A 25,682-nucleotide genomic window follows, 5' to 3' on the forward strand; every position below is an offset into this window, starting at 1 on the left:
ATGATCCGATGTCATACGGATTATGGCGTTTTCTGTGAGACGCTTGCATCCATTTCCGGATACGACTATTCCTGTGCGCCGAGGCCAGCCTTAGCGGTTGGACTTGCGTGCCTGAGGGGTCTCGGTACGCTCCATTCGGAAACAAGGATGCATGTTTATGCGCAAGATCATTCTCGCCGCCGCTGCTGCCGGTGCCGCTCTCTCGCTGACCGCTTGCTCGGAAGGCACCGAAGACGCCGCCGAAGCTACCGTTGACGGCGCTGCCGAAGACACCGCTGAAAACGTCGACGCCATGGGCGAAGCCGCTGACGACGCGATGGCCGAAGCTGCCAACGAAGCTGACGATGCAGCTGCTGAAGTTGAAGCCGACGTCCAGAACGAGACGGAAGCTGAAGCTGCTGCTGACTAATTCAGCGTAAGCGAACAAGCGGGGCGCGGAAGGCAGATGCTTTCCGCGCCCTTCTTGTATCTGGGGTAGAGAAACACGGCTGCATTGGGCGCGTCCGACCCGGCCCTATCCATAAGGGTGACGCGCGACAGGCAAGGCGGCCCACGACAGCCCTGCCGGTCAACGCCGTTTAGCGATTGCGCGTGTTGTCGTTCGATGCCGTCGCGGCAAAACGCGGATTGGCGAAGCCGGCATAGAGCGTGCGGGTAATCTCCGCGATCCGCGCATCGCGCTGCGGACGGCCTCCCTGACCGGTGACGTAGATTGCCAGGGCGACAACGCGCCCGTCCGGCATTTCGACAAAGCCGACATCGCTGGCCGTATTGTTCAAAGTGCCGGTCTTATGGCCAAAGCTGGTCCCGCTCGGCAGGCCCGCCTTGATCCGGCGGCTGCCGGTAACGGTCCGTGTCATCGCGCCGATCACAACATCCGTGCTCGGCCCCGACAGCCACTGCCCCTTGTAGAGCCCGGCGATCAGCTGAACCATTTCCATCGGCGGGGCCGAATCGCGCTGATCCGCGCCGGTCGCCGGATCGAATTCGCCGTCGTCACGCACCAGCGTCGCGATGTCGCGATCGATGCGGAACCGGTTGAAGCCCTTGGACCGCATCCACTTGGTCACTTCCGCCGGTCCGCCCACAGCCTTCAACATAGCGTCGGTCGCGGCATTGTCGCTGCGCGTAATCATCAGCTCGATCAAGCTCCGCGCGGTCAGCGACATGCCCGGTTTTACCGGTGCGACCGCGGTCGAGAACGGGCGCGAGGCGACCGGGATCATCAGCGGGTACTTGTCGTCCAGCTGGTACTTGCCCGCATCGACACCGGCCAGAAACGTGGCCGCGATGGCGATTTTCGAGGTGCTGGCCATGGGGAAGGCCTGATCGCCCAGAATCGAGACGGTCTGCCCGCTGCTCAGGTCCAGCGCGGCAACGCCGATTCGGCCCTTGTCGGCGCGGGCAACCGCGAACAGCTGCTGACGCAGGCCAGAGGTCTGCGCATCATCAGCCTGCCGACCGTCGAGGACGGATCCGTTCGGGCCGTTGATGAATTCCTCGAAGCTTGCCGCTTTCGAATCGCGCGCTTCGACGGTTGTGCCCAGCAACATGGCCGGTGCGGCAATGGCCGCAATCGCGGCGCGGCGGATCGTTCGCCAGTGGCTCAAGCTCAATTCCAGTCCCATCGTGGCTCCCTGCTTAGCACGGATCAGATTGTCGAAGGATGAACCGAAAGTTTAATCCGCTCAAGCGGGGAACGATATGGTGTGCAAAACCGACGTTGTCTGGAAAACGGCCCTTCAGTCGCCCTTCGCACCTGCGACACCGGACCCGGCCTGAATGGCGCGCGACTGCGCCTTGCGACGCCGCAGGTTCTCTCGCAACTGGCGGGCAAGCCGCTCTTCGCGGGTTTCCTTGTCGCCCTTTGCAGTGTGGGCCTTATCGCCGGTCTCGCTCATGCAAATCCTGATGCCAGCGCAGATCGCGGTCCGCAATGCTTGACAAGGCGGTGGCCCCCAGCCAATAGCGCGCCCCTGCGATCCGCCGCCCCGATGGGCTGTGAATCTTCGCGACATGGTACGCTGCTGTAGCTCAGTGGTAGAGCGCACCCTTGGTAAGGGTGAGGTCGGGAGTTCAATCCTCCCCAGCAGCACCATTTTTGTCGCAGATACCCACCCGATTTGCTGCCACGAACGTTGGGCGGAAAGACAAAAGGCCGCCCTCATCGGGACGGCCTTTTGTCTTTCCATTGGCGCACCCGACATTGCTAAAACTTCTGTCGCAGGCTGTGTCGGGACGTCCCTAACTACTCTGTAAAATCAGGGATTTGTCTTCTACCGTGTTCACGGTTGATCGCCCCCAGTTGCCTGCATTTCGATCACCATGTGGGGTCGAAAGTTGGAACAATTTTATGGTGTGTATAACCTATGGCACTGACAGCATTGAAAGTGAAGAACGCCAAGCCCGGTCGTTACGTTGATGGCCGTGGCTTGTGTCTTTTTGTGAAGGAAAGCGGCTCCCGTAGTTGGGTCTTGCGGATGCAGCACAACGGCAGGCGGCGCGACTACGGATTGGGATCGGCGCTCGATGTGACGCTGACCGAAGCGCGGGACGCAGCGGCAGCCCTGCGTCGCCAGGTTCGCGCCGGGATCGATCCGGTTGCCGAACGACGGAAGTCGCGCAAGGTGGTGCCGAGCTTCGAGACGGCAGCGCGCGAATGCTACGAGGCGTTGAAGGACGGCTGGAAGAACCAGAACTATCGTAACTGGATTTCCAGCATGGAAAACCATGTCTTCCCGCTGATCGGCAGGAAGCCCGTCGATCAGGTGGACAGCACCCACGTCGTCGAGGTGCTCACGCCCATCTGGCTCGAAATCCCCGATACCGCCCGCAAGATTTTGCAGCGCATTGGTGCCGTGCTCGACTTTGCGCACATCAAAGGATGGCGGGAAGAAGAGGCCGCGCTGCGCTCAGTCCGCAAAGGATTGCCGCGCCAGACCGACAAGGTCGAGCACTTCAAGGCCATGCCCTATGCCGACATTCCGGCGTTCATGAAGGAGCTGGCGACCGCATCACCCACCACGGGCCGCGATGCCCTGCGTTTCACGATCTATAATGCCGTGCGGTCAAGCGAGACGCGCAAGGCTGTCTGGACCGAGATCGACCTCGACAAGGCGGTCTGGACCATTCCCGGCGAGCGCATGAAGGCAAAGGAAACGCATGTGGTGCCGCTCTCTAAGGCGGCGGTTTCGATTCTGCGTCGGCGCTGGAGATTGCGCACGAGCGACGATGGCCTCGTGTTCTCGAATAATGGCGAGAAGCCCATCAGCGACATGACAATGACCAAGCTATTGCGCGATGCCGGGATCAAGGGTGCGACCGTCCACGGGTTCCGTTCCGCATTCACCGATTGGGCAGCGGAGAAGACCGACTTTCCCAAGGAGGTTGCGGACAAGGCCTTGGCGCACAAGCTCAGCAACCAGGTTGAAGCCGCCTATCGCCGCACCGACTTCTTCGACAAACGGCGCGACTTGATGGGCGCGTGGGCAGATTACTTGCAGCAATGACTGAACGACGACGTTCGCTAAACGAACTTTGAAATCGCAGGGTCAGGCGGCCCAAACTCGATTTCAATCCAGTCATCGTCCTTTTCGCCGCCACTGATAACTTTCATTGAGGTTGGCAGGTGTCCTTGATCGAGCATCAGCTGAAACGGATTGCCCATCTTGCTCGGAGCGTTTTCCTTGCGGCCTTTCCATCGGCGCATTTCGTTCATCCTTTCCACGGAAAGGTCACCAGCCATTACCTCCATCAATTCGCGCGAGCTGATCTTCAATTTGCTGATAGGCACTGAATTACCTCCTGAAGATAGTGAGCCGCCACCATGGAAACCTAGTTTGGGGATAGCCTCAAGCGCCCTAGTGGCTCCGTTTATTGGCGCGCAGACCGGGGCAGGCAATTCTGCGAGCATCGCCCGAAATGTTTTTTCCAGCGCAGGCGATTGCGGCAGCCCTCGTTGGGTTCTGAAGACTGCCCGCACCGTGCGTTCGGGAGGGTCAATTTGCAGGACGTGGCGCTGTTCTTCATGGACGGAGACAGCAAGCACGAAATCGATAGAGCTATTCTGCGATAGAAAGTGCTCAATTATCTGCTCGGCGGTGAAGTTCTGAAAGCCGATTCCCGGTTTGCGAAGGCATTCAGTGTCGCCGTCGCAGACGATGATGCCCGTCACGCCTTCCAAACTCTTGAGCTGCTTCGCTTTTGCCTTCAGAGCGTTGTAGAGCGGGTTTCGATCCAGCGATTGCGGCGCGGAATAGGCTGCATAGCTTCCGTAGCTATAGCCGTCGCTGGTCCGCCTTATGGTCACCGACAATTCAATCTCGTCTTCATCGATAGCCACAACAATCGGATCGGAATCTTCCGACAATTGCTGGCGCACGCTCGGCATGATTCTTTCCCTTACAAATTCACGAATCTTGCCACGGCGGGGAATCTTGAGATTGGTCCGCTCGCCTTTCCCCGCCCTCTCCCGGTATGAGCCAACCCGAACATCCACCCCGCCTATCGGCAAACCGAGTTTGGTCTTCTGCCGTTCGATTTCTTGGCTAAGTTCGTCGTATGGATTTTCTTCATCGCGGCCATCATCGGACACGGTGGTGATGTCGGCGGTGAACGAGGTGGCACCATTGAATGTGATGTCAGGCCGCTTCCCGGTGACCTTCTCCTCCTCGATTGCCAGCTCGCCCTGATCGCGGAGGCCATGGATTACAAGCAATTCCCACATCGCGGCCAGGCGATGCGAATTTGGAACATTCAACTTTCGCACCAACTCAGCCCGCGCGCCATCGGTGACTTTGCCGCGAATATCATTGAGGCGAGCCTGAATGCTTCTGCGGGAAAAGATCATATCCACCAACTAGGATTGAAAACACCAGATTCCAATCATTGGCTGACAATCGTCGCCAACAACACCGGTCACTTCACCGCTGTTTGGTAATTCTGAACTTCTCAATGACCGAAATGGCTTGCCGGAAATGTTCCAGCCTAGACCGTCCTCTGTTTGATAAGCTCTTGCAGGCTAGCGGTGGTAATCCGAGTTGCCTTGCCGATCTTCACCGTTTCGAGTTCGCCGCTGGAGATCAATTCGTAGAGCTTCGTGCGCCCGATACCAATCATGCGGGCAGCGTCATTCACCCGGACGCAGATCGGCTCGACAGGTTGATGGCCGCTCATTCCGCCGGTTCCTCTTCACCGTAGTGAGCGGGATCGGCGATCCAGCGATTGATGGCTGACTCGTGCCAGCCCGCGCCGTGGATGCTGATCTTGACCTGCGACGGGAACGTGCCCTCTGCGATCTTGCGATAAATGGTAGAGCGGGAAAGACCGGTACGGTCGAGCACGGTCTTGAGGCGGATGATGCGTTCGGTATTCGACATAGGGCATTCTCACTTTGACATTAGCAGCCCCTCTACGGAACATAATGAGAACTTTTCTAAAGGGCGCAAGGGCCAGATTCACTTGGAATTCGGGCAATTCTTCAACGATTTGCACCATTTGAACCGTCTTTGGATGGTCTGAGACCTTTACAGACAAGCCGCTCCGCCGCCCAACGGTTTGGAAATTTTTTCGTTCGGCCCGATTTTGCGACAGACATGCGAAGAAATGCGACGACAGAGGCGGATTTTTGCACCAGCGTTGCCGGATTTCGCGGACGAATCATGTCTTCTTTCGCGCAGTCCGCTTGGTTGCGGGGTTTGAATCTTTGCCAGAACGCTAAGTCCAGCTTAGTCTTTTGAGGCTATTTCAAACTGGACACGAGTTTATACAAGTGGCAAAACACTAAGCATGGCTACGCGTTTGGACAGCAAGCTAAACCAACTCCAGCAGGAGCTTCCGGAAGGACTTCTGGTCGATGCCGCCTGGCTGGAGGCCAATGGCTATTCGTCCGCGCTGCGCAGCCAGTATGTAAGTTCCGGCTGGCTGGATAGCCCAGCGCGACGGGTCTATCGCCGTTCACGCGGGCCTATGACCTGGCAGCAAGTCGTGATCTCGCTCCAGACCATGCTTGACCTTCCATTGACCGTTGGTGGTCGCACCGCGCTCGAACAGCAAGGCTATGCCCACTACCTTTCGGCAAACGTCCAGACAGTTCACCTTTACGGACCAACACGACCGCCAACCTGGCTGGATGATTTGCCGATCGACGTGACATTCGCATGGCACAACAGCTTGCGCCTGTTTCCAGCAGATGCCGACACGCCGCCATTGCCAAGCCCCACCATGTATAGTGCCGCTGGCGCGCAATTGCCTGTTCGTTATTCGAGCAAGGAGCGCGCCGTTCTCGAGTTGCTCGATGAGCTGCCCAGGCATGAGAGCTTTCATCAGGTCGACGCCTTGATGGAAGGCTTAAGCGATCTCAGCCCTCGTCGCCTGCAAACTCTTCTCGAAGCCTGCTCCAGCGTAAAGGTGAAGCGGCTGTTCCTGTTCTTTGCCGACCGGCACCGCCATGCTTGGCGACCGAAACTCGAATTGGCCAAGATCGATCTGGGTTCAGGCAAACGGGTTCTGGTGAAGGGAGGCAAGCTCGATCCGCAATACGACATCACGGTGCCTGCCGATCTTGGAGAACAATAGGAAATGGCCTTCCAGGACGCCTATCGGCAGCAGGTTGCCCTCCTGATCCGCACCCTCCCGTTCGTAGCGCAGGAGCAGTGCTTCGCGCTCAAGGGCGGCACGGCGATCAACCTCTTCGTGCGCGACTTGCCGCGCCTCTCGGTGGACATCGACCTGACCTACTTGCCGGTCGAGGATCGCGTTTCATCACTCGCAGCTATCGACGCGGCGATGGCGCGGATCAAGGAGAGGATCGAAGGCGGCATACCGGGTGCGGCGGTCGCCCCATCGCGTTCCGCAGGCGACAACATCATCACCAAGCTCATCGTCCGCTCCGAAGGCGTTCAGATCAAGATCGAGGTCACACCCGTCTTGCGCGGCACCGTCTACGATCCCGTAGTCATGAGTGTTGTGCCTACAGTCGAAGACACATTCGGCTTCGCCGAAATGCAGGTTGTTTCCTTCGCTGACCTCTATGCGGGGAAGATCGTGGCGGCGCTGGATCGCCAGCACCCGCGTGACCTGTTCGACGTGCGAGACCTGCTGGCGAATGAAGGTATAAGCGACGAACTGCGACGCGCATTCCTCGTCTACCTCATCAGCCACAATCGCCCGATGGCAGAGGTGCTCGCTCCGACTCGCAAACCACTGGACGAGGAGTTCGAGCGCGGATTTGTCGGTATGACACAAGAGAGTATCGAGCTTGCCGATCTGGAGGCTACGCGCGAGGCACTCATCGCCACAATGGTTGGCGAGATGCCAGACCCGCACCGGCAGTTCCTAATCGGCTTCAAGCGCGGTGAGCCGGACTGGGAACTTCTCGGCATACCGGAAGCAAGGCATCTGCCAGCAGTCTTGTGGAAGCAGCAAAACCTGGAGAAGATGCAACCTGAAAATCGGAAGGCGATGATTGAGGCATTGGAGAATGTACTGATGGTGCCGAGATGATGACATTGCCCGGTTTTCTTCCTGGTGTTCCGGCAGAGCATGTATTGAACAGGCTCGCCACGGCAGGTGGGAAAGAAGTCGAGTCCGGCAAGTTCGCAAGTCCTGAAAGCTCAGCCGCCCTTGCTGTGAATTGCTTTGGATGGTTCATCGAACGCTTGGAGAGTTTTCCGCCGCTGCCCGGCATGGACAACTCTGACCCCGTGGAAATGGTGGATGTTGAATTTACCGCTCGATTTCCCTGGTCCGGGGGTCGTCACCCTTGGCTTGACGCTGTCGTTCAAACGCAGGTCAGCCTTATCGGCATCGAGAGCAAACGGTTTGAACCCTTCCGTGACCAGAAATCGGTGTCTTTATCGTCGGCCTATGATCGACCGGTCTGGGGCGACAATATGCGGCGGTATGAGCAAATGCGTGACCGATTGCGGTCCGGTGCAGTCACGTTCCGCCATTTGGACGCCGTGCAGTTAGTCAAACACGCTTTCGGGCTTGTGACGGAGGCGCGGCGAAGAGGCCGCAGGCCCGTACTATTCTATATTTATGCCGAACCGACCTCACGGGCAGGCAAAGCTATCCCGTCAGAGGATATTTTGCGGCATCGAAAGGAAATCACGGAATTTGCCGAAGCAGTGAGAGGAGATGACGTAGCGTTTCACTTCTCCAGCTATCGTGACTGGATCTCGACGTGGCCCAACGGTGGCGACCTAAAGGCACATGGTCGAACGATCATCGAGACATTCAGTCCATGAGCGGCAGCGGTTCAAGTCGGCTCGTGACGGCGGCTGACATGGCACGCTCTGCCGGCATTGATCCAAAGCGTTTTCGCGCGGCACTCAGGCAGGCGAATATCAATTGGCACCCACACAATGGAAGGTGGGAAGCACTCCGCGATAGCGCGGAGCATCGGGACATGCTTCAGGTCTTGGAGTTCCTCACGACCACGCAGCGCCCAGAGGCGACAGTTCATCGGGGCAAGTCCGAGCACCGGTCAGCGCACCGCGAAGATAGTGACGAAGCTTGGATCGTTGGGCTTTGCGACGAAGTTCTCGGCGAGCAATCGCTCCGTCAGCACAGATTTGCGTTTTTGACGGGTGATCGAGGGCCGACAGGTAGGGCAACGCGACTACCGGTCGATGCGTTCTATCCGTCACTGCAACTGGTGGTGGAGTTTCACGAGATTCAGCATTCGCAATCTGTCGCGCACTTCGACAAGCGGCAAACAGTGTCGGGAGTCTCGCGCGGCGAGCAACGTCGCCGTTACGACGAGCTGCGACGAGCAGTGCTTCCGATGCACGGTATCGATCTTGTCATTCTCGATTATTCAGAGTTCGAGCATGGATCAGCAGGACGCCTGAAACGCACAGATCAGGATCGCCGAGTCATCGAGGATCGGCTGCGCGACTATATCAAACCTTGAACCGGTGATTGATGTAGTCGGTTGTGCCCGCACCGCTCAGCTCTGTCGTCGCGTTGCCGCCACGAACGAAAAATCGCTGTTCCTTCCCATCCTTCAGAAATGCAGCCTTTGGCCCCGGCTCGCAACGGACCATAAGAACCCGCTCATCATCCTGATCTTCGAAATGCGGATGGACGTAAGGCAAGAAAACCTCGCCGATCCTGTCTTTGATGAGGTTGACAAGATGCAGCCCCATCTTGTCTTCGTTGGGGAAGCCATCGGCACCGATGCCCAAGACTTCGCCATCATCGGCCACGCCAATAAGCAGTGTACCGCCCTTGGCATTGAGGAATCCGGCAATCGTCTTGAGCGCGGACAGATGCATCTTCTCATCCGGCTGGCCGGTGTGGAGGTTGATGCGAAGCGTTGACTTGAACTCTACCGCGCCGGTTTCGCCGCCAGCGATCAATTCAGCCACCGAAGGCGGCGCGACTGCTTCAATGGCAGCATCACCGCGCAATTGCTCCCATGCCCGCCTAACGACCTGTGCCATGCGGAGCCGCCGCTCGACCAGGAACTGATCGTAGGGCAATTCCCACCAGAGGTGCGGAAGAGCGTGAAGGCCATAAACCCGTTCCCGCTCCGGCGCGGTCATCTGCGCGTCGAGCGCAGGGACATATTCTGCCGGGGGCTGTTTCCCGATCTTGATATTCTCCGGCCATTCGACCGGAGCAAAGTTGGCAATCTGGTTGATTTGCTTGAGATCGGTAACCCCCTGCCCTTCGAGATAGGCGCGGGGGAACAGATGGTGTTGTTCCAGCGACGCCTTCGATCCCTTGATCGCGGGGTCAATCATTGCGGCCAGTTTCAGGGGGCTGAAAAGCGCGGGCGCGTCCAGCATGATGAGCGAGGCCTGATAGGCGAAGAGCGTCGGGCTGCGCGAGGCCGAGGTTGCGAGCTGACTGGGCAGTGTGATTTCCCAGTAGTCGTTCGTCAGCGTGGTGTCGCACATCTCGCGAAGCTTGGCGATGAATGCCTCGCCGCTACCGAGATCACGGACCTGAGCAAGATCGGCTTCGAAGCGCGTTTCTGGCGAACTTGTGTAACGCCCCGTCATTGCCGACATGAAATAAAACTCGGCAATCGCCTGTCGCATCCGAGTGCGATCAATGCCGTAGTCACGAATGCCGATCAGGTAGAGGACGTAGCTGAAAATGATCGCTGCTTCCGAGCTGACCATTTTCTGCCCACGGTAGCCCGCCAGTTTCAGGGCATCGAGGAAGTGATGCCAGTTGGCCAGGTTGAGAACCGCGGACTGGGCTTCGCGCATCAGAGCAAACTGACCCTCGCGCTTGTCGGGGTTGTCCACGCCGGTCGCGGCATCCTTCCCACGCAGCGCGCCATAGACATTAGCCAACCGCGCCCGCTTGAGCGCCAAACCCACAGTCGCGCGCAGCATCTGGTCTGGCGACGGCTTGATGAAGTGGTTGAACGGCGATGCCTGTCCTTCGCTGGGCACTGTGGCCTGGAGCGAGAAATTCTCCAGCTCGACCCTGCCTTCCTCCCAGAAGACCGACATCAACGTCATGATGAAGTCTGCCTGGTTGAGCGCCTTGCCCTTGCCGTTGATGCGCACGAAGACTTCGGCGATGGTTTCTTCATCGACCGATGATGCGAGGGTCAGGGCGACGAAGTTGTAGTTGGGCAGATTGCGAAGGTGATCGATGGCATCCTCGATAGCCGCCTCTTCGTCGTCCGAGATTTCCCGAATTTCCTTGAGCTGCGAGAGAAAGGCCTTGCGGAAAGCACCGGCCTTGAAGTCCGGCGTCCAAAGCACCGATATGTCCGGAATGAAGGCACGGTCCTTCTTGATCGCAGCATCGGCGACATCGAACCGGCCAGACAGCGGGTTGAAGGCAATCTGGATGCGCTCTTTTTTGAAGTTGGAGCGGAGGACTTCCATTCCCTTTACGACAGCATAAAGCGAGGTGAGGCGCTGCTGCCCATCGACGATTGCGAGTTCAGGGACGGACTGCTTGGGACCAGTGCCGATGCTCTTCAGGCCGCCTTCAGCACCGGTTTTCCAGAACAGCAGGAACCCGGCGGGGTAGCCTCGATAGAGGGAGTCGAAGAGATCGCGGACGTTGACGTTCGGCCAAACGAACGGTCGCTGCAATTCCGGCAGGCCGATCTTGCCCATATCGATGTCTTCGATCAGGGACGAGATCGGAACATTGCTGGTAGTGAATATCGCCATTGATTGCCCGCCGTAGAAAATTTCAAATCATTTCATCGGTTTCGACCGAACCAATGTCTAGAACATATCGTCATCTATCGCTGGTTTCTTCGGATCGTCCGAAGTGTTCGCTTTGTCCGCGTCCATCTTGGCTGCGACTTGCTCCAACTGATCGCCTGCAACGTCATTGAAGAACCGCAAGGAGTCGGATTTACCGGGGCAATGCTCGCCACGAATTGAAACGCGACCAGAATCCCACCAACGATAGGTGCAACCATTTTCGCTTGAGCGTTCAGACCGGCCATATTCGGAATCGAGCAGGCCGATGAAACGCTCATAGTCGGCTGTCGATTCGAGGACGTAATCGGCCCGAAGCAAATGCCGGACAAAGCCTTCGATGACGACTTCCCTTACTCCGCCGAGGCCAACGGGCGGAGAAAGAGTCCATTTGGGAAATGACTTGCCGATGTCATTGGTTGCCCGGACAGACGAGCCACGACTCTCGAAAGCGGCGGCGATGGCGTAAACATCCGTCGAAACCGGGCTGAGGCCTGCCAGCTTGACACTGGTGGAAGGGTAGCTTTCGACCGTGATCCCGTAGAGGCCATTCCATAACCCTTTGACACCGTCATCTTCACCAAAGCTCTTGGTGTCACTTACGATAGCGGCCATGCCTTCATCGAGCACTGAAGTGAGGGTCAAGCGGGGACCAGTGAATCCGAAACTCACACGGTCGCGATAGGCGACATTGCCAGCCGAGAACCTTTCGGCATCCCGCAGATCGCGAAGACCACACCGTCGCAACACATCGAGATCAGTCATCCCAAGCGTCAGCACCAGCAGATGAACACCCTGCCCTGGCTCGCGAATGTAATGGATGTGGACGCCCTCAAACTTGTCAGTCGTCGCCGGGTCGTCCTCGCACACCCACCTTGCCCGATGCGCACTGTCAGTTGTCTGGCGTTCGCATCCGGTCAGTGCGGAGACGGTTGGTGCAAGTCGTTCGAAGTCGCTTTCCCGTTGCGGAGTTATCTGCGGCAGGGAGCACCAGTTCATCGCTTGAGCCGGAGTTGCGGTAATTGCTGCTACCGCTGCCATTGCCAAAACTAATGCGCCCCTCATTCCTGCCCCCTCAAACTCAATCCCGAATATCCGCGTCCGGCTGCCCCGCCATTAGCGCATTTATCCACAGCAGCGCCAATTCCGGGCTGCGGTAGCGCTGGTCATAGCGGGCGCGTTCGTCGCGTTCGACTATCGGGAAGGTGGAATAGATGTAGTGAACGTCTTCGCGCGACTTCGCCGGGTTTGCCGCGTCCCACACACCGTAGAGAATGAAATAGAGCGCATCGAGCTTTGCCCGAAGGGTGAAGCGGCGCTCCTCGTCCCATTTGAACGGTGGTAGGACTTCTCCGTCTGCATCGACATGCCCCAGATCGCGCGCGAATGGGGCCATGTCGTGCGCGGTGTAGGTCAGTTCCAGCACCGTCTCTCGCACAATCTCGGCAGCGGGCTTGTCGCCAAAGCGGCGCGAGTAATCGTCTGACGGAATGACAGGTAGCTGTTCCAGGAGATACCAGGCGAGATGATTGCCGTGGACCTTCTGCCGCGCGAGGTAATCGTAGGCGATGGTGTTCATGTTCGCCAGCAGGAGAGGCGCGAAGCTGGCATGAGCTGTCGCATCGACATCCTTCTTGGGGAACAGAACTGGCAAGGTGTGGCCCGCGCCAACCTTGGGGATCATCGCGCCAATCGTGGTTCGCATGTTCGTGACCGAGGTCACATCCTTGATGGCGAGGCACCAGTCAGATGGCGCATCCCAGCCAGCCTGGCTGGCTGGCACCCAGTATCGCGGCGTCGGCTGGCGCGAAGGATCAGCATGATCTTCGTCGTCCAGATCGGAACCCTGGCCCGGTCGGAAAACATTCGCCTCCGCCAGAACGATGTCCGCCGCCCGGTGATCGTAGGCCTGGACCATCTTGCCTTCGTACAGCGGCCCCCAAACGCCGCTGCCCGATTGGTATTGGTTGTCGCCGATTGGCCAAGCGGCCTCATCGCCCGTCAATTCGGCAACGGTGCGGAACTTGTCGCTATCGTTCGCCATGTCCAACATACGGACGTAGCGAACCGGCCAGACCGCGACCGGCTCGCCTGACCGGTAATCGACCAGCACAGGCGAACCGTCATAGATGCGTGAGGTGATGTCCTTGTCGCGCCGTGACCGGAAGATCGGTGCAGTGCCGCTATTCGGGTTGATGAGTTCGATCTCATCCGGCGACATGGCGAACACGCGGTCGGGATTATCCACCTCCGCAACATCGCGAATGAAGAATCCATACAGCGCCTCCTCAGCGCTGCGCCCGGTTCCGGTTGCGATGTATCCGCAGAACTTGAACCGGTAATACACATCGGGGAAGAACAACGTGCCGTCATACCGCTTGTTGAAGAAGTCGATGACATAGCGGACCTGTTTCGCTTGCGAGACTTCCTTGAAGAAGCCCGCCGAACTTTTATCCGAAATCAGGCCAGACGGCACTAGAACGCCGACTACGCCGCGTTGCTTGATAAGGTGATGCCCGCGCTCCACGAACAGCGAATTGAGGTTGGTGTCGCCGCCCGAAAGCAGCGGATAGCTGCCCGATTTTCGTGCCATGCGAGAGGTGTCGATGGCCCTTTGTTCTGCGTGCCGAAAATCCTTCCAAAGCGGATCGTTCGCAGCTTCCAGGGCTGCGATCATCTTCTTCCGGTCAGAGGCGCGCTCTGCCATCGCGATCTCCGGTTTGCGCGCGGCAAACCACTCGACCTGTTGCAGCTTGATGCGGTCCCAGGGCGGATTGCCGACAATTGCATCGAAGCCGCCCTTGCGCTCTGCGCTCGCCCAATCCTGCCAGACGCCGGGGAAGGCGATCTGCCAATTGAGGAACCGTTCTTCCTCGATCAATTGCCGGGCATTGCGCCAGATTTCGGTAAAGGCCTCGACCTCTTCGGCTTTGGCCTTGCCGCCTTCCGGCTCCTTGCGACCGCGCGCGATGGGGATGGCATCACCGAACCGTCCGTCGAGCCACAGGCGCACCAGACCTTTGCCGTCCTTGTCGAGATTGAGCCAGTCGAGTGCGTGCATGAAACTGACGAAGCCATCCAGTTCGCCCGTCATCAGTTCGACATCTTCCCACATCGCGGCGGAGCGATGGGCTTCGGCTATCTCGGCGTCGGTAAGCGCTTCGATAGTCTTCATCGCCTCGGCACTGCGCTGGGCATTGCGTAGTGCATCGTTCCAAAGGAGCCCGCCGCCCAATGCCTCGGCCTTGTCGATGGCATCGCGCACCCACAGGCCGAACAAGCTGTCACCGCAACGCAGGTGGTGGTCGATGAAGGAAAGCGGCGCGCCGACCGTAAAGGTGTGCAGCCACAGTGCCACCTTGGCGAGTTCCACCGCCATCGGGTTCTTGTCCACGCCATAGACGCAACGCTTCAAGACCATGCGGCGAACAATGTGCCGATCATCAAGCTGGGCCTCGTCGATGGTCCAGCCTTCCTCCCGTGCATTCTTTAGGATGGTGCGGCGGATTTCGCCGATCCGGTCGGCCAGTGGACTGGCATAGTCATGGCCAGCTTGCTCCGCCCCGGCGGTGGCTTCCGCCATTGCTTCAAGCACCTTGTCGGCCATGAGATCGACCAGGCTGACAAGGAAGTGACCGGACCCCATTGCCGGGTCGCAAACGCGCAAACGGAGGATGGCTTGCGCGGGATCGGCATCGCCAAGTTCTGCGCGAATGTAATCTTCCGCATCGCCCTTTTTGATTCGGCCTATCGCCGCCGCGAAGCCCACATTGGCATCCACGAACAAAGGTTCCAACGTCTTTTCAAGGATCAGTGTGACCAGCTCGTCCGGCGTGTAATAGCTGCCGCTGTTCTTCCGCGCGAAGGCATTCGGGCGGACGGCGATAGCGCCATCTTCGCGGACCACTTCATGTTCCAGCAGGCGCTCGTAAATGGAGCCGAGCTGCTGCACGGTGAGGTCGCGATAATTGATGTAGCGCCGGTCGCTACCCTCGCGCTCGAACGACAGCTTGTCGATGACGGGTGCGAGCACGCTGTCAGGCAAGCGAATCTGGTCGAGCAGCGGCGTATTCGCAGGGGCGAACAAACCGCCATTGTAGGGCGGAATACCGATGGAGGCATCGCCGCGATCAACGATGCGCGACAGATCAGCAATGCGATTCCAGATTTGCGATGCGCTGGTCGAAAAGGCATCGCCGCGCCCCATGCGGTCACCCACTTCAAGGCGTTTGGGGCGCAGCGCGTAGTCGTCATAGCCTTCCGAATTGACCGGCAGCAGATCGCGGTCTTCGGCGTATAGCAGGAACAACAGACGATAGAGCAGGACAAGCGAAGCGTCCCGAACTTCCTCCAGCGGTGTCTCCGGTGAAGCACCCGCAACGGCAGCGGTCAGTGCAGGGAAGATGTCTTCGAAGACGAGCTTCGAGAGCGACTTGGCAACCCGCTCTTCGTAGAACGCAGCTTCAGCCCGCGCCCGTTCGTGGAATGACCGGCCATCGGCTCCGGTCCTGGCAAAGGCCGCGCGCGAGAAGATTGCGGCGAAAACCCGTAGAGCATGATCGCGGGCATCATCATCGACGCCGAGTTCACCCTGGGCGTCCAGAGCCAGCGCACCTGCAAGATCGACTTCGAGGAATTCCTCGCTGACCGACCGCGCACCAGCCCAATAGAGCCGCCAGCGCGAGCCGTTGCTGAGAATGCCCCAGCGCAAGCCATGCTCGCTATTGTCCCCGATCCGGCGGAGGTAGCGCAGCATCTGCGTCGATGGCGCGACGGCATCTTCGCGCCCCACCGCGCGGTCGAGCGGCCTCGCCCAGCGCTTACTTTCGACCACAGCCGCGCCGTGCTCGTATCGCCGCCATTCCTCTGGCTGGGCGTTGGCCCGATCCTTCGCATCGCTATCGATGAACAGCAGGCCGTCGGGAACGTCCAGCCTGCCTCCGGCAGACAAGTTCTGCTGCCTCAGGCTTTCGGACCAGCCCAATTCCGAAAGGATCGGCCAGATGAAATCGTCTTCGGTCTGGCTTTCATTTGGCGACGATTCGCGGGGGAAGCGATCAGCGATTGCGGTCAACGATGCGCGCAACGCAGCGACATCAACCGCCCGATATTCGGTCGATTGCCGGATGGCTTCTTCAAGATAATCAGTCGTTAGAAACGATCCGGCGAACAATTGCATCGGCATTGACTAGCAGCCAATCAAGAACCGTTCCACGAATAGCTTTGCGCTATCCCAAGGATGGTTTGTCTTCTGCCTGCTCCGCCTCAAATGCCCGCCTGCCCTTGCGCCGGAACAGCACCAGTGCCTGCGCGCCATCAGGCCCACGCAGCTTGGCAGCGACGGTGAGGAATGCGCCGTAGAGCGCGGCGCGATCATCTTCGGTCAGTTCGACCAGACCGGCCTTGGCGACCAGGCCGCCAAGCTCGATCAGTTGCCGCGTCCGCTCGCGACGTTTCACTTGCCATTCGCGCATGTCGGTTCGTGCCTTCGCTGCCTCAAGCCGATGCCGCGCCGCCACCTGTCGGAAGAGTGCCTTCTGGCTGTTTGCCAGGTCCGCTCGCAGTGTCGCGTGTTTCTCCTCGAAAGAAGGCCGCGCCGCGCTTGCGCCAGCCCTCCCCCGTGGCCTTATCGGTGTTGGCGACAGCATCGAGCAGCGCGCCCGCCAGGACATCAGCATCAAGAGTTTCGGCTCCGGTTGCCGTGACCAGCGCACCAAGCTCGCGCACGCGGCGTTCCTTCAATTGCTTTGCCTTGTCGGCGAGGGCCTTCAGTTCCGAATCAAAATCGCGAGGTTTGCGCATGAGAAGTCTCCATCATTGGTGTGATGGAACCATGATAATCGGGCCTGTAATCAAAAGCAGTAAGGTCGCCGGGACAGTGTGATACCGCCTAGTCCCGATCAGGATTTTATCATGAGAGGGCGCGCTTATACGTCGTGCCGACGTGGCCTTTGGAGTGTAACTGGATTGCCGACATGGCAATCTTTCACTTCAGCGCAAAGGTCATCGGAAGGTCGAGCGGACGCAGTGCCGTTGCGGCTGCGGCCTATCGTGCAGGCGAGCAACTGCACGATGAGCGCATCGACAGAACCCATGATTTCATCAACAAGGCAGGCGTCCTTCATTCCGAAGTGATGCTGCCCAAAGGCGCGCCCGAAGCCTTCGCCGACCGGGCCACTTTGTGGAACGCGGTCGAGGCAGCCGAGAAACGCAAGGATGCCCAGCTTGCCCGCGAGGTGGAGTTCGCCCTGCCGCGCGAGTTGTCCAAGAAGGACAACATCAAGCTGGCGCGCGAGTTCGTGAAAGCCGAGTTCGTCGAGAAAGGCATGATTGCCGATCTCAATGTCCATTGGGATATTGGCGAGGACGGGAAGGCCAAGCCGCACGCGCATGTCATGCTCACCATGCGGGAGGTCACCAAGGACGGGTTTGGCGCAAAGGTCCGCGACTGGAACAAGACCGCGCTGATCGAACAATGGCGCGAGCGCTGGGCCGATCATGTGAACCGCGCCCTGGCAGAACGCGACATCGACGCGCGGATCGATCATCGCAGCCTGGAAGCGCAGGGCATTGCGCTGGAGCCGCAGGACAAGATCGGCCCAGCAGCCTCGCGCATTGGCGGGCGCGGGCTGGAAGCCGAGCGGATCGAGGAACACCGCGCGATTGCCCAGCGCAATGGCGAACGCATCATCGCTAATCCCGCGCTGGCCATGGATGCGATCACCCACCAGCAGGCGACCTTTACGCGACGTGACCTTGCCGCCTTCGTTCACCGCCATAGCGACGGGAAGGAACAGTTCGATGCTGTCTACAATGCGGTGCGCGCATCACCCGACCTGATTGCGCTGGGCAAGGATGGGCGCGGGCAGGATCGCTTCACTTCACGCGCGATGATCGAGACCGAACAGCGCCTGCACCGCGCCGCCGACGCAATGGCGCAGCGTGCAAGGCATGGCGTCGAAGAAATGCAGCGGAACGCCGCTTTCGCAAGAGCTGCGAAGCGCGGCCTGGTGCTCTCCGGCGAGCAAGAATCCGCCTTCGAGCATGTCACCAACAGCAAGGGTCTTGCGGTTGTCGTTGGCTATGCCGGGACCGGCAAAAGCGCGATGCTGGGAGTGGCGCGCGAGGCATGGGAAAGCGCTGGCTATTCCGTGCGGGGCGCAGCCCTGTCCGGTATCGCCGCCGAAGGATTGGAGAACGGGTCCGGCATCGCATCGCGCACTATTGCCAGTCTTGAGCATCAGTGGGGCAAAGGACGCGATCAGCTGAATACCAAAGATGTGCTCGTCATTGATGAAGCGGGAATGGTCGGAACGCGCCAGATGGAGCGCGTGCTGTCCCATGCCGCCAAGGCCGATGCGAAGGTGGTTCTGGTCGGCGACCAGCAGCAGCTTCAGGCCATCGAGGCGGGCGCGGCGTTCCGAGCGATCCATGAGCGCCACGGCGGCGTCGAAATCAGCGAGGTCCGCCGCCAGCTTTCGGCCTGGCAGCAGGATGCGACCCGGCACCTCGCCACGGGCCACACCGGCGAAGCGATTCAGACCTACGAAGAGCGCGGCATGGTCCATGCCGCCGCGACGCGCGAGGCTGCGCGCGCCGACCTGATCGAGCGCTGGGATCAGGAACGGCAAGCCAGCCTCGACGACAGCCGGATCATCCTCACCCACACCAATGACGAGGTGCGCGAGCTGAACAAGATGGCGCGCGAAAAGATGCGAGAAGCTGGCGCGCTAGGTGTCGATGCCACGATCAAAGCGGCGCGTGGCGAACGGCAGTTTGCATCGGGCGAGCGGATCATCTTCCTGCGCAACGAGCGCGGGCTTGGGGTGAAGAACGGGACGCTGGGCACGGTGGCGAAAGCCAGCGCACAGAACATGGCTGTCCGCACCGATGATGGCCGCGAGGTTGCGTTCGACACCAAGGACTATGCCCACATCGATCATGGCTACGCCGCCACGATCCACAAGGCGCAGGGCATGACGGTGAACCGCACCCATGTACTCGCCACGCCGGGCATGGACAGCCATTCCGCCTATGTCGCCATGTCACGTCACCGCGAGGGGCTGGCCCTCCACTATGGCCACGATGACTTCGCCAATCAGTCGAAACTTGTCCGCACGCTGAGCCGCGAGCGCGGGAAAGACATGGCAGGCGACTACAAGCCCGAGCAGGCCTTCGCCGAACTGCGCGGCATCAGCTTCCGCGAGCGGGTCTTGGAGATGGTTCGGCAGGTGCCGGAGAAGGCCAGATCTATCTTCGGAAACTTCCGTCCGCAGGCCCGACAGCTCGAAGCGCTTCCGGCACAAACCAACACGCAGAACGACCAGCGCCGCGCGGTCGAACGCTACGCCCGCGCGCTTGGCGATATCGGTACGATGCAGGCCCAGGGCTTGCCCGTGCTTCCGCACCAGAAGGATGCGCTGGAGAAGGCTGGAAAGGCGCTCGAATCAATCCGGCCCCATGCCGCCACCGATCTTGCCAAGGCGCTGGAGCGGCGTCCTGAACTGATTGCAGAGGGCGTTGGCGGGCGCAGCCAGGAAGCCATGCGCGCCATGCAGCACGAAGCCGCCGTGCGGACCGATCCGGCGCTTCGAACCGAGCGCTTTGTCAGCGACTGGCAGGGGTTGAGCACAGCGCGAAAACAGCTTGAGCAGCAAGGCGACCGTGCCGGAGTTGCCCGCGTCTCGGCCAAGCAGAACGAACTGGCGAAGGGGCTGGAGCGCGATCCGCAGGTCGAAGGTCTGCTGCGCGGCAAGACCCGCGAACTCGGCATCGATCCCAAACCCGAACGCAGCATCGCCAATGAACTCACCGCAACCCTCGCCCGAGAGCGCACCCGCGCATTCGACATGGGAATTTAGGAGAAGCGACATGGAAGACGACCACATCGAAGAAGTGCAACTGGACCTCGAAGTCGAGGAACCGCCTGCCCCAGCCCCGGAGCCGGAGGCCGTGACGGAAACCGATCCGGCAGCGGAAGCCTTTGCCCGTCTTGAAGGCGAAATGGCAATGGTGCGCCATACGGTCCAGAACTTGGCCAGGGAGCGCGCCGACATCGTGATCCCGGACTACACCGCCACGCTCGGCCAGATTGCCGATCAGTTGGAGAAGGCGTCCGACAGGTTAGCAGACATCGGCAACAAGCCTGCCATTGAGCTGACCCCGGAAGACATTGCAGTGCAGATCAAACGCACCTCGCTCGATATGCTGCGCGATGCTAGCGACCTGTTCCGGCACGGACGCAAAGACCTCGACCTTGCAACCGGTCGGCTCGCCGCAATTGTCGGGCGTGTCCGCACCGAGGGCGAGCAGAAGCGTCAGACCTGGCGTTTTGCAGGCATGGGGTTGGCTGCCGGGATCACGCTCTGGTCAATCCTACCGGGCACCATTGCTCGCGCCGTGCCCGAATCTTGGCATTGGCCAGAATGGATGGCGGAAAGAGCACTCGGGGACACGTCGCGGTGGAACGCGGGCAGCAGAATGATGCAAAGTGCCGATCCTCTCGCGTGGCACGTCCTTGTTGCGGCGGCTGACATGCAGCGAGATAACCGGGACAAGATTGAAGATTGCAGGAAACGGGCGAATTCGAGCGGGAAAAACGTATCCTGCACACTCCAGATTCGGGCGCAAAACGGAGACGAGTAGCGCGCCGGAAACCGCCTTCACGCACCAAGAAGCGTCCCGGAAAGCCCCAGAATGTGCCGGAAAAGCCCGCACATTGTGTGGGGTCAAACGTAGGAGCGCTTTCTATAACTCTGCCGAATTTTGTTTGAATACAACGCATTATGGCGGTTGACTGGCGCACCCGACAGGATTCGAACCTGTGGCCTCTGCCTTCGGAGAATTAGAACGGAGGCCACGCCACGGTTTTCTATTCTACGATAATCTGCGCTAATGGTCTATATTCATTAGCTTTTCTCTCAAATAGAATACGCCGATGGCACGCTGTTCTAGCCGGGAGTTCGCTCCCACCTGCTTCCGTGGTGCTTCCGTGGAAACAGGCCTGTCGTCGGAGGTGTATCGTATGGCCAAGATTAACAAGCGGAACGTAGATGCCGCCGTTTCGCGCGAGAAGGATTATTTTCTGTGGGACGACGAGCTGCCGGGTTTCGGGCTGCGGGTCTTCGCATCAGGCAGGCGCAGCTACCTGATCCAATATCGCGCGCTCGGGCGGACTCGGCGGTTCACGATCGGCCTACATGGCGTGTGGACGCCAGAGATGGCCCGGAAGGAAGCCAAGGTGCTCCTTGGCCGAGTCGCGCAAGGCGACAATCCCGCCGAGGAAAAGCAGATCGACAACAAGGCCATCACGGTCAAGGAACTCTGTGACCTCTATCTCAAGGATTTGGATGACGGTCTCATCCTCGGCAAAGGTGGCAGGCCGAAGCGGCCGGGAACGATTGTGTCCGACAAGGGGCGCATCAATCGCCATATCGTGCCGCTGCTCGGGACGCGCCGGGTCAAGGATCTGACCAAGGCGGACATCACCAAGCTTCTGAAAGACGTGATGGCCGGCAAGACCCGGCGGAACGTAAAGACAAAAAGCCTGCGGGGCCGCTCGATCGTCAAAGGCGGCGCCGGCACGGCGTCCCGCACGGTGGGGCTGCTTGGCGGCATCCTGACCTATGCGATGGACGCGGGCATCATCGACATCAACCCGGCTGCGGGTGTGAAGAAGCCGAAGGACCAAGTCCGCACCCGGCGCCTGACCGAAGACGAGTATCGCAAGTGCGGCGAGATTCTTAGTGTGGCAGCTCGGAATCCCAACTATGCCATGACGGTCGAGATCGCACGCCTCATCGCTCTGACGGGCGCGCGGCGCAGCGAGATCATCGGGCTGGAGTGGAGCGAGTTCGACGCAGATAATAGCTGCCTGCGGCTGAACGACAGCAAGGAAGGCGCATCGGTCCGCCCGATCGGCCTGCGTGTAGTCGAGAGGCTGGAGAACCTGCGCCCCGACGATGAGGAGCAGACCTTCGTGTTCCCTGGAATACGCAAGCGCGATCAGGCGTTTGGCGGCTTCCCGCGCCAGTGGAGGGCAATCTTCAAGGGAACCGAGCTGGAATGGATGACACCGCATATCCTGCGCCACAGCTTCGCGAGCATCGGCAATGATCTCGGATTCACCGAAGCGACCATCTCCGCGATCATCGGGCATTCGCGCAGCAGCGTGACGAGCAAATATATCCACACGCTCGATACGGCGCTCATCATGGCCGCCGACACGATCTCGGGCTATATCCACGGCCTGCTGAACGGCATAGCGTTCAAACACACCGCCTACGCGTTGGACCGGCAGTCGCGGCAGGCCGCGCTCACGCGGTTCCTGGGGCTTGGCGATGTGGAATGCAGTGACGAAGCAAGCGATGCTCAGCCGATGCCGATGGCCGCTTGAGACATTCCCAAGGGTGCAACTCGTGGATTCGATTGGGTTAAGCGCGACTCCCGCTAGCCTCCACCACGGCGTTGCGGCTCTGACACGCAGGAAAGCTGGGTGCCAGAGTGCGGGAGGCGTATTTCGAATTGCTCGGATGCGCTGTGAGCGGCTATGGCGATGAGTGGGGGATGTTTTGGACGATACGCAACGCTTTGGGTACGGATTGAAGTTTGAGAATGCCTTCTTGCGGGAGCGGGGTAAGGCGTTTGAAACCCTGTTCGCTCGCATCATGGCTCATGCTCATCCCGGCGATTTTCAGCCTGTGCGTCCCTACGGCCCTCGGGGCGACCTGAAATGCGACGGCTATCGTGCTAGCGATGGCACGGTATTTCAGTGCTACGCACCCGACAGTATGAAAGTCGATCCCCTTGTCGCAAAGATCGATGAAGACTTTAACGGAGCTGTTGGGCACTGGGCGGCAAAGATGCGGCGCTGGGAGTTCGTTCATAACGACGTGCGGGGCTTGGCCGCCGAAGCGGTCCAGAAGCTGGCAGACCTGGGAATGTCTAATCCGACCGTGGCACTAGCGGTTTGCGGTGAGGCCGAGTTGCGCTCGATTGTGATGGGGTTGGCCCTTCATCAACTCGAAGATCTCTTCGGCGCCGTTCCGTCGGATCGGGCTCTGGAAAGGCTCGATTTCACGGCCTTGCGGCCAGTCCTGCTGGCTATCCAGAGGCAGGAGCCGGATGCCGATCCGCCGCTTACAGCGCCCTCGGCAGCGAAGCTGGAATATAATGCACTGTCTGACGATGCAGCCGGCCTGCTACGGCAAGGTCGTCGCAGGGAGCAGTTGGTCGAGGCCTTTTTCGCAGCGTGGCCTGATCCGGATTTTGGAGAAGAGATCGCGCAGGCCTTTCGGGTACGCTATCAGGCACTCAAGGCGTCAGGCTTGTCGGCCGATGAAATCTTCGGCGAGCTTCAGGCGTTTACCGGGGGGATGACCGGCGAGCCCGGCCGACAAGGCGCGGTTCTTGCTGTGCTTTCCTATTTTTTTGAGCGTTGCGACATTTTTGAGGACGCGATTCGAGCTGACGCGACATGATCCTGCCGACCAAACATATCCGTCCTGATCGGGCGCTCCTTGCCATTGGCGCCGATGTGCTCGGCTGCCTGCGCGAGCCGATGACTGTGTCGCGCCTGTGGGACGAGATCAGGTCGGCGCGCGCCGACCGCACGGTCTCGGCCCCAATCAGTTATGACTGGTTCGTGCTGGCCCTGGATCTGCTGTTCATGGTCAAGGCCGTGCAGTTCGATCGCGGCCTGCTCCAGAAGGCCGGATCATGATTCACGGTCTCAGCAGCGATCTACCTACTTTCAAGAGCCTGACCTTCCATCCTGGCCTCAACATTCTGCTTGCGGACAAGAGCGCAGGTGCGACCGATCGGCAGTCCCGCAACGGGGCCGGCAAGACCAGTCTGGTCGAGTTGATCCACTTCCTGTTCGGCGCCAATGCCGGCAAGGACAGCATATTTCGGTCCGAAGCCTTGTTAGGCTACTCGTTCGAAGCGCGGGTCGGTATCGGCTCAGCGCTCATCGATGTGGCGCGTTCCGGTGCCAAGCCGTCGCGCATTACGATCCAAGGCGACACATCCAACTGGCCGATCGCGCCGTCGCTGGAAGCCAAGACCGGCGATCAGGTCATCAGTAACGAAAATTGGCGTACGGTTCTCGGAGCATTGATGTTCGGCCTGAACGCCAACCCCGATGGCGATGAGGCCATTCGATACCGGCCCACCTTCCGATCGCTTTTCTCCTATTTCGTGCGTCGGCAGAACAGCGACGGCTTTCTGTCGCCGACGCAGCAATCATCCAAACAGCAGGGCTGGGATCAGCAGGTGGCCATCAGCTATCTGCTGGGTCTTGACGCCGGTGTTCCGCAGCAGTTCCAGGAAGTGCGGACGCGCGAACGCGCCATGACGGAACTGCGCAAGGCGGCAAAGGATGGCGGGCTAGGACGCTATTTTGGCACTGCGGCGGACCTGCGCACCAAAATGACCGTTGCGGAGGCCCGCGCCCGTCGCCTGCGGGATCAGGTCAGTACATTCACCGTCGTTCCCGAATATACCGAGATGGAGCAGGAGGCGTCGCGAATAACCCGCGAGATATCAACTCTCAGCGACGACAATACGGCAGATCGGGAACTGATTCTTCAATTGCAGGCTGCGATCGACAGCGAGCTGCCGCCGGCATCGACCAGTCTTGATCGGCTTTATCGCGAAGCGGGCGTCGTGCTGCCTGGGTCGGTCGGGCGGCGTTTCGATGAGGTGGAGGAGTTCCATCAGGCTGTCGTGCAGAATCGCCGCTCCCACCTAACGTCGGAAGTGCAGGCGGCAGAGGAGCGTATCCGTAAACGTGACCGGACCCGCGAAAGCCTGGATGGGCGACGCCGGCAATTGATGGGGATTCTACAATCCGGCGGGGCGCTGGAGCATTATGCGCTGCTCCAGCAGGAAGCCGGGCGGGCGGAAGCGGATGCCGAAGGCTTGAGACAGCGCCTCAAGACCGCCGAGGAGATCGAAAGCACCAAGGCCGAACTCGATATCGAGCGCGCGCGCCTGTTGAAGACGCTTCAGGACGATCATCACGAACGTGAGAGCCTGATCGAAGAGGCGATTCTTGTCTTCGAGGATCTCTCAAATGCGCTCTACGAAAAGGCAGGAAGCCTGACGATCAGCGCGACGACCAATGGCCCGCAAGTAGATGTCCGCATTGATGGCCAGCGTAGCAAGGGCATCACTAACATGCAGATATTCTGCTTTGATTTGATGATGGCTGAACTCGGCGCCCGCAGGGGCCTCGGGCCTGGGTTCCTGATCCACGACAGTCATCTGTTCGACGGCGTTGATGAGCGGCAGGTGGCAAAGGCGCTGCAATTGGGAGCGGATCATGCCGAGAGTGTCGGCTTTCAATACATCGTCACGATGAATTCCGATGCCCTGCCGAAGGACGGATTTCGTGATGGTTTCGACGTCGGGAAGCATCTGCTCGACGTCAAGCTAACTGATGCCACCGACACTGGCGGCTTGTTCGGCATGCGCTTCAACTAAACGGCTCGC

General features: G+C 59.7%; 22 protein-coding genes and 1 tRNA gene. 13 read left to right on the forward strand and 10 right to left on the reverse strand.

From position 1 onward, the window contains the following. The first annotated feature begins 157 nt into the window (after nucleotides 1–157). On the forward strand, nucleotides 158–409 hold the full coding sequence (locus tag AB433_RS15275) for a hypothetical protein (RefSeq protein WP_047824253.1): 252 nt from the start codon (nucleotides 158–160) through the stop codon (nucleotides 407–409). Between the two features lie 169 nt (nucleotides 410–578). On the opposite strand, the gene AB433_RS15280 is transcribed toward AB433_RS15275, so the two are convergent. Both AB433_RS15280 and AB433_RS20875 read right to left on the reverse strand, forming a co-directional pair. After that, on the reverse strand, nucleotides 579–1,628 hold the full coding sequence (locus AB433_RS15280) for a serine hydrolase (protein WP_053059204.1): 1,050 nt from the start codon (nucleotides 1,626–1,628) through the stop codon (nucleotides 579–581). 114 nt (nucleotides 1,629–1,742) lie between these two features. Continuing rightward, nucleotides 1,743–1,901: a hypothetical protein gene (locus AB433_RS20875; protein WP_169749368.1), complete on the reverse strand. Its 159-nt coding sequence runs from the start codon at nucleotides 1,899–1,901 to the stop codon at nucleotides 1,743–1,745. A 122-nt stretch (nucleotides 1,902–2,023) separates the two neighbouring features. Between AB433_RS20875 and AB433_RS15285 the strand changes: the two genes are divergently transcribed. Together AB433_RS15285 and AB433_RS15290 are read left to right on the forward strand one after the other, a co-directional pair. Next, nucleotides 2,024–2,098, forward strand: a tRNA-Thr gene (locus tag AB433_RS15285). A 271-nt stretch (nucleotides 2,099–2,369) separates the two neighbouring features. After that, nucleotides 2,370–3,509 carry a tyrosine-type recombinase/integrase gene (locus AB433_RS15290; RefSeq protein ID WP_047822202.1) on the forward strand — a complete coding sequence of 380 codons (1,140 nt, stop codon included), beginning with the start codon at nucleotides 2,370–2,372 and terminating at the stop codon, nucleotides 3,507–3,509. A 17-nt stretch (nucleotides 3,510–3,526) separates the two neighbouring features. Here the strand turns inward: AB433_RS15290 and AB433_RS15295 are convergent, their stop codons facing one another. The 3 genes from AB433_RS15295 to AB433_RS15305 form a co-directional block, all read right to left on the reverse strand. Further along, complete coding sequence (locus AB433_RS15295; RefSeq protein WP_169749369.1) at nucleotides 3,527–4,858, reverse strand: hypothetical protein; 1,332 nt, start codon at nucleotides 4,856–4,858, stop codon at nucleotides 3,527–3,529. 128 nt (nucleotides 4,859–4,986) lie between these two features. Beyond that, nucleotides 4,987–5,175 carry a helix-turn-helix domain-containing protein gene (locus AB433_RS15300; RefSeq protein ID WP_047822206.1) on the reverse strand — a complete coding sequence of 63 codons (189 nt, stop codon included), beginning with the start codon at nucleotides 5,173–5,175 and terminating at the stop codon, nucleotides 4,987–4,989. Beyond that, a complete protein-coding gene (locus AB433_RS15305; protein ID WP_047822208.1) occupies nucleotides 5,172–5,378 on the reverse strand; it encodes a helix-turn-helix transcriptional regulator in 207 nt (68 codons plus the stop codon). The genes AB433_RS15300 and AB433_RS15305 overlap by 4 nt, the downstream gene beginning before the upstream one ends. A 409-nt stretch (nucleotides 5,379–5,787) precedes the next feature. Between AB433_RS15305 and AB433_RS15310 the strand changes: the two genes are divergently transcribed. The 4 genes from AB433_RS15310 to AB433_RS20650 are packed head-to-tail and all read left to right on the forward strand — an operon-like array spanning nucleotide 5,788 to nucleotide 8,917. Beyond that, nucleotides 5,788–6,576: a type IV toxin-antitoxin system AbiEi family antitoxin gene (locus tag AB433_RS15310; protein WP_082134973.1), complete on the forward strand. Its 789-nt coding sequence runs from the start codon at nucleotides 5,788–5,790 to the stop codon at nucleotides 6,574–6,576. A gap of 3 nt (nucleotides 6,577–6,579) precedes the next feature. Beyond that, nucleotides 6,580–7,503 (forward strand): nucleotidyl transferase AbiEii/AbiGii toxin family protein, encoded by a 924-nt coding sequence (locus AB433_RS15315; RefSeq protein WP_047822210.1) that lies wholly within the window; start codon nucleotides 6,580–6,582, stop codon nucleotides 7,501–7,503. Further along, nucleotides 7,500–8,249, forward strand: a complete 750-nt coding sequence (locus tag AB433_RS15320; RefSeq protein WP_047822212.1) for a PGN_0703 family putative restriction endonuclease — start codon at nucleotides 7,500–7,502, stop codon at nucleotides 8,247–8,249. Before AB433_RS15315 ends, AB433_RS15320 begins: the two co-directional genes overlap by 4 nt. A 38-nt stretch (nucleotides 8,250–8,287) precedes the next feature. Continuing rightward, the gene (locus AB433_RS20650; protein ID WP_156170852.1) at nucleotides 8,288–8,917 is read left to right on the forward strand and encodes a hypothetical protein; all 630 of its coding nucleotides are present in this window, start codon (nucleotides 8,288–8,290) and stop codon (nucleotides 8,915–8,917) included. Here AB433_RS20650 and AB433_RS15330 read toward each other — a convergent pair. The 5 genes from AB433_RS15330 to AB433_RS15350 are packed head-to-tail and all read right to left on the reverse strand — an operon-like array spanning nucleotide 8,907 to nucleotide 16,991. After that, nucleotides 8,907–11,153 (reverse strand): GmrSD restriction endonuclease domain-containing protein, encoded by a 2,247-nt coding sequence (locus AB433_RS15330; RefSeq protein ID WP_047822214.1) that lies wholly within the window; start codon nucleotides 11,151–11,153, stop codon nucleotides 8,907–8,909. The two genes, AB433_RS20650 and AB433_RS15330, sit on opposite strands and share 11 nt — an antisense overlap. A gap of 57 nt (nucleotides 11,154–11,210) precedes the next feature. After that, a complete protein-coding gene (locus tag AB433_RS15335; protein ID WP_156170853.1) occupies nucleotides 11,211–12,230 on the reverse strand; it encodes a hypothetical protein in 1,020 nt (339 codons plus the stop codon). A gap of 40 nt (nucleotides 12,231–12,270) precedes the next feature. Continuing rightward, nucleotides 12,271–16,368: an Eco57I restriction-modification methylase domain-containing protein gene (locus tag AB433_RS15340; RefSeq protein WP_218916959.1), complete on the reverse strand. Its 4,098-nt coding sequence runs from the start codon at nucleotides 16,366–16,368 to the stop codon at nucleotides 12,271–12,273. Between the two features lie 49 nt (nucleotides 16,369–16,417). Further along, complete coding sequence (locus AB433_RS15345) at nucleotides 16,418–16,663, reverse strand: conjugal transfer protein TraD (protein ID WP_047822220.1); 246 nt, start codon at nucleotides 16,661–16,663, stop codon at nucleotides 16,418–16,420. Nucleotides 16,664–16,685: 22 nt separating this feature from the next. Beyond that, entirely contained in the window at nucleotides 16,686–16,991 is a 306-nt protein-coding gene (locus tag AB433_RS15350) for a conjugal transfer protein TraD (RefSeq protein ID WP_047822222.1), read from the reverse strand. A 173-nt stretch (nucleotides 16,992–17,164) separates the two neighbouring features. Here AB433_RS15350 and traA point away from each other — a divergent pair, with 173 nt between their 5' ends. The 6 genes from traA to AB433_RS15380 all read left to right on the forward strand — a co-directional run bounded on the left by traA (nucleotide 17,165) and on the right by AB433_RS15380 (nucleotide 25,673). Then, a complete protein-coding gene (traA, locus tag AB433_RS15355; protein ID WP_047822224.1) occupies nucleotides 17,165–20,050 on the forward strand; it encodes a Ti-type conjugative transfer relaxase TraA in 2,886 nt (961 codons plus the stop codon). A gap of 10 nt (nucleotides 20,051–20,060) precedes the next feature. Further along, the gene (locus AB433_RS15360) at nucleotides 20,061–20,834 is read left to right on the forward strand and encodes a DUF6118 family protein (RefSeq protein ID WP_053059205.1); all 774 of its coding nucleotides are present in this window, start codon (nucleotides 20,061–20,063) and stop codon (nucleotides 20,832–20,834) included. Between the two features lie 346 nt (nucleotides 20,835–21,180). Further along, the gene (locus AB433_RS15365) at nucleotides 21,181–22,584 is read left to right on the forward strand and encodes a tyrosine-type recombinase/integrase (protein ID WP_245626685.1); all 1,404 of its coding nucleotides are present in this window, start codon (nucleotides 21,181–21,183) and stop codon (nucleotides 22,582–22,584) included. Nucleotides 22,585–22,759: 175 nt separating this feature from the next. After that, nucleotides 22,760–23,668, forward strand: a complete 909-nt coding sequence (locus AB433_RS15370; protein WP_047824265.1) for an ABC-three component system protein — start codon at nucleotides 22,760–22,762, stop codon at nucleotides 23,666–23,668. Next, nucleotides 23,665–23,910, forward strand: coding sequence for an ABC-three component system middle component 6 (locus AB433_RS15375; RefSeq protein ID WP_047822227.1), 246 nt, complete (start codon nucleotides 23,665–23,667; stop codon nucleotides 23,908–23,910). Before AB433_RS15370 ends, AB433_RS15375 begins: the two co-directional genes overlap by 4 nt. Further along, entirely contained in the window at nucleotides 23,907–25,673 is a 1,767-nt protein-coding gene (locus AB433_RS15380) for an ABC-three component system protein (RefSeq protein WP_047822229.1), read from the forward strand. Before AB433_RS15375 ends, AB433_RS15380 begins: the two co-directional genes overlap by 4 nt. Nucleotides 25,674–25,682: the final 9 nt, after the last annotated feature.

This window comes from Croceicoccus naphthovorans (assembly GCF_001028705.1).
GTDB classification, from domain to species: Bacteria; Pseudomonadota; Alphaproteobacteria; order Sphingomonadales; family Sphingomonadaceae; genus Croceicoccus; species Croceicoccus naphthovorans.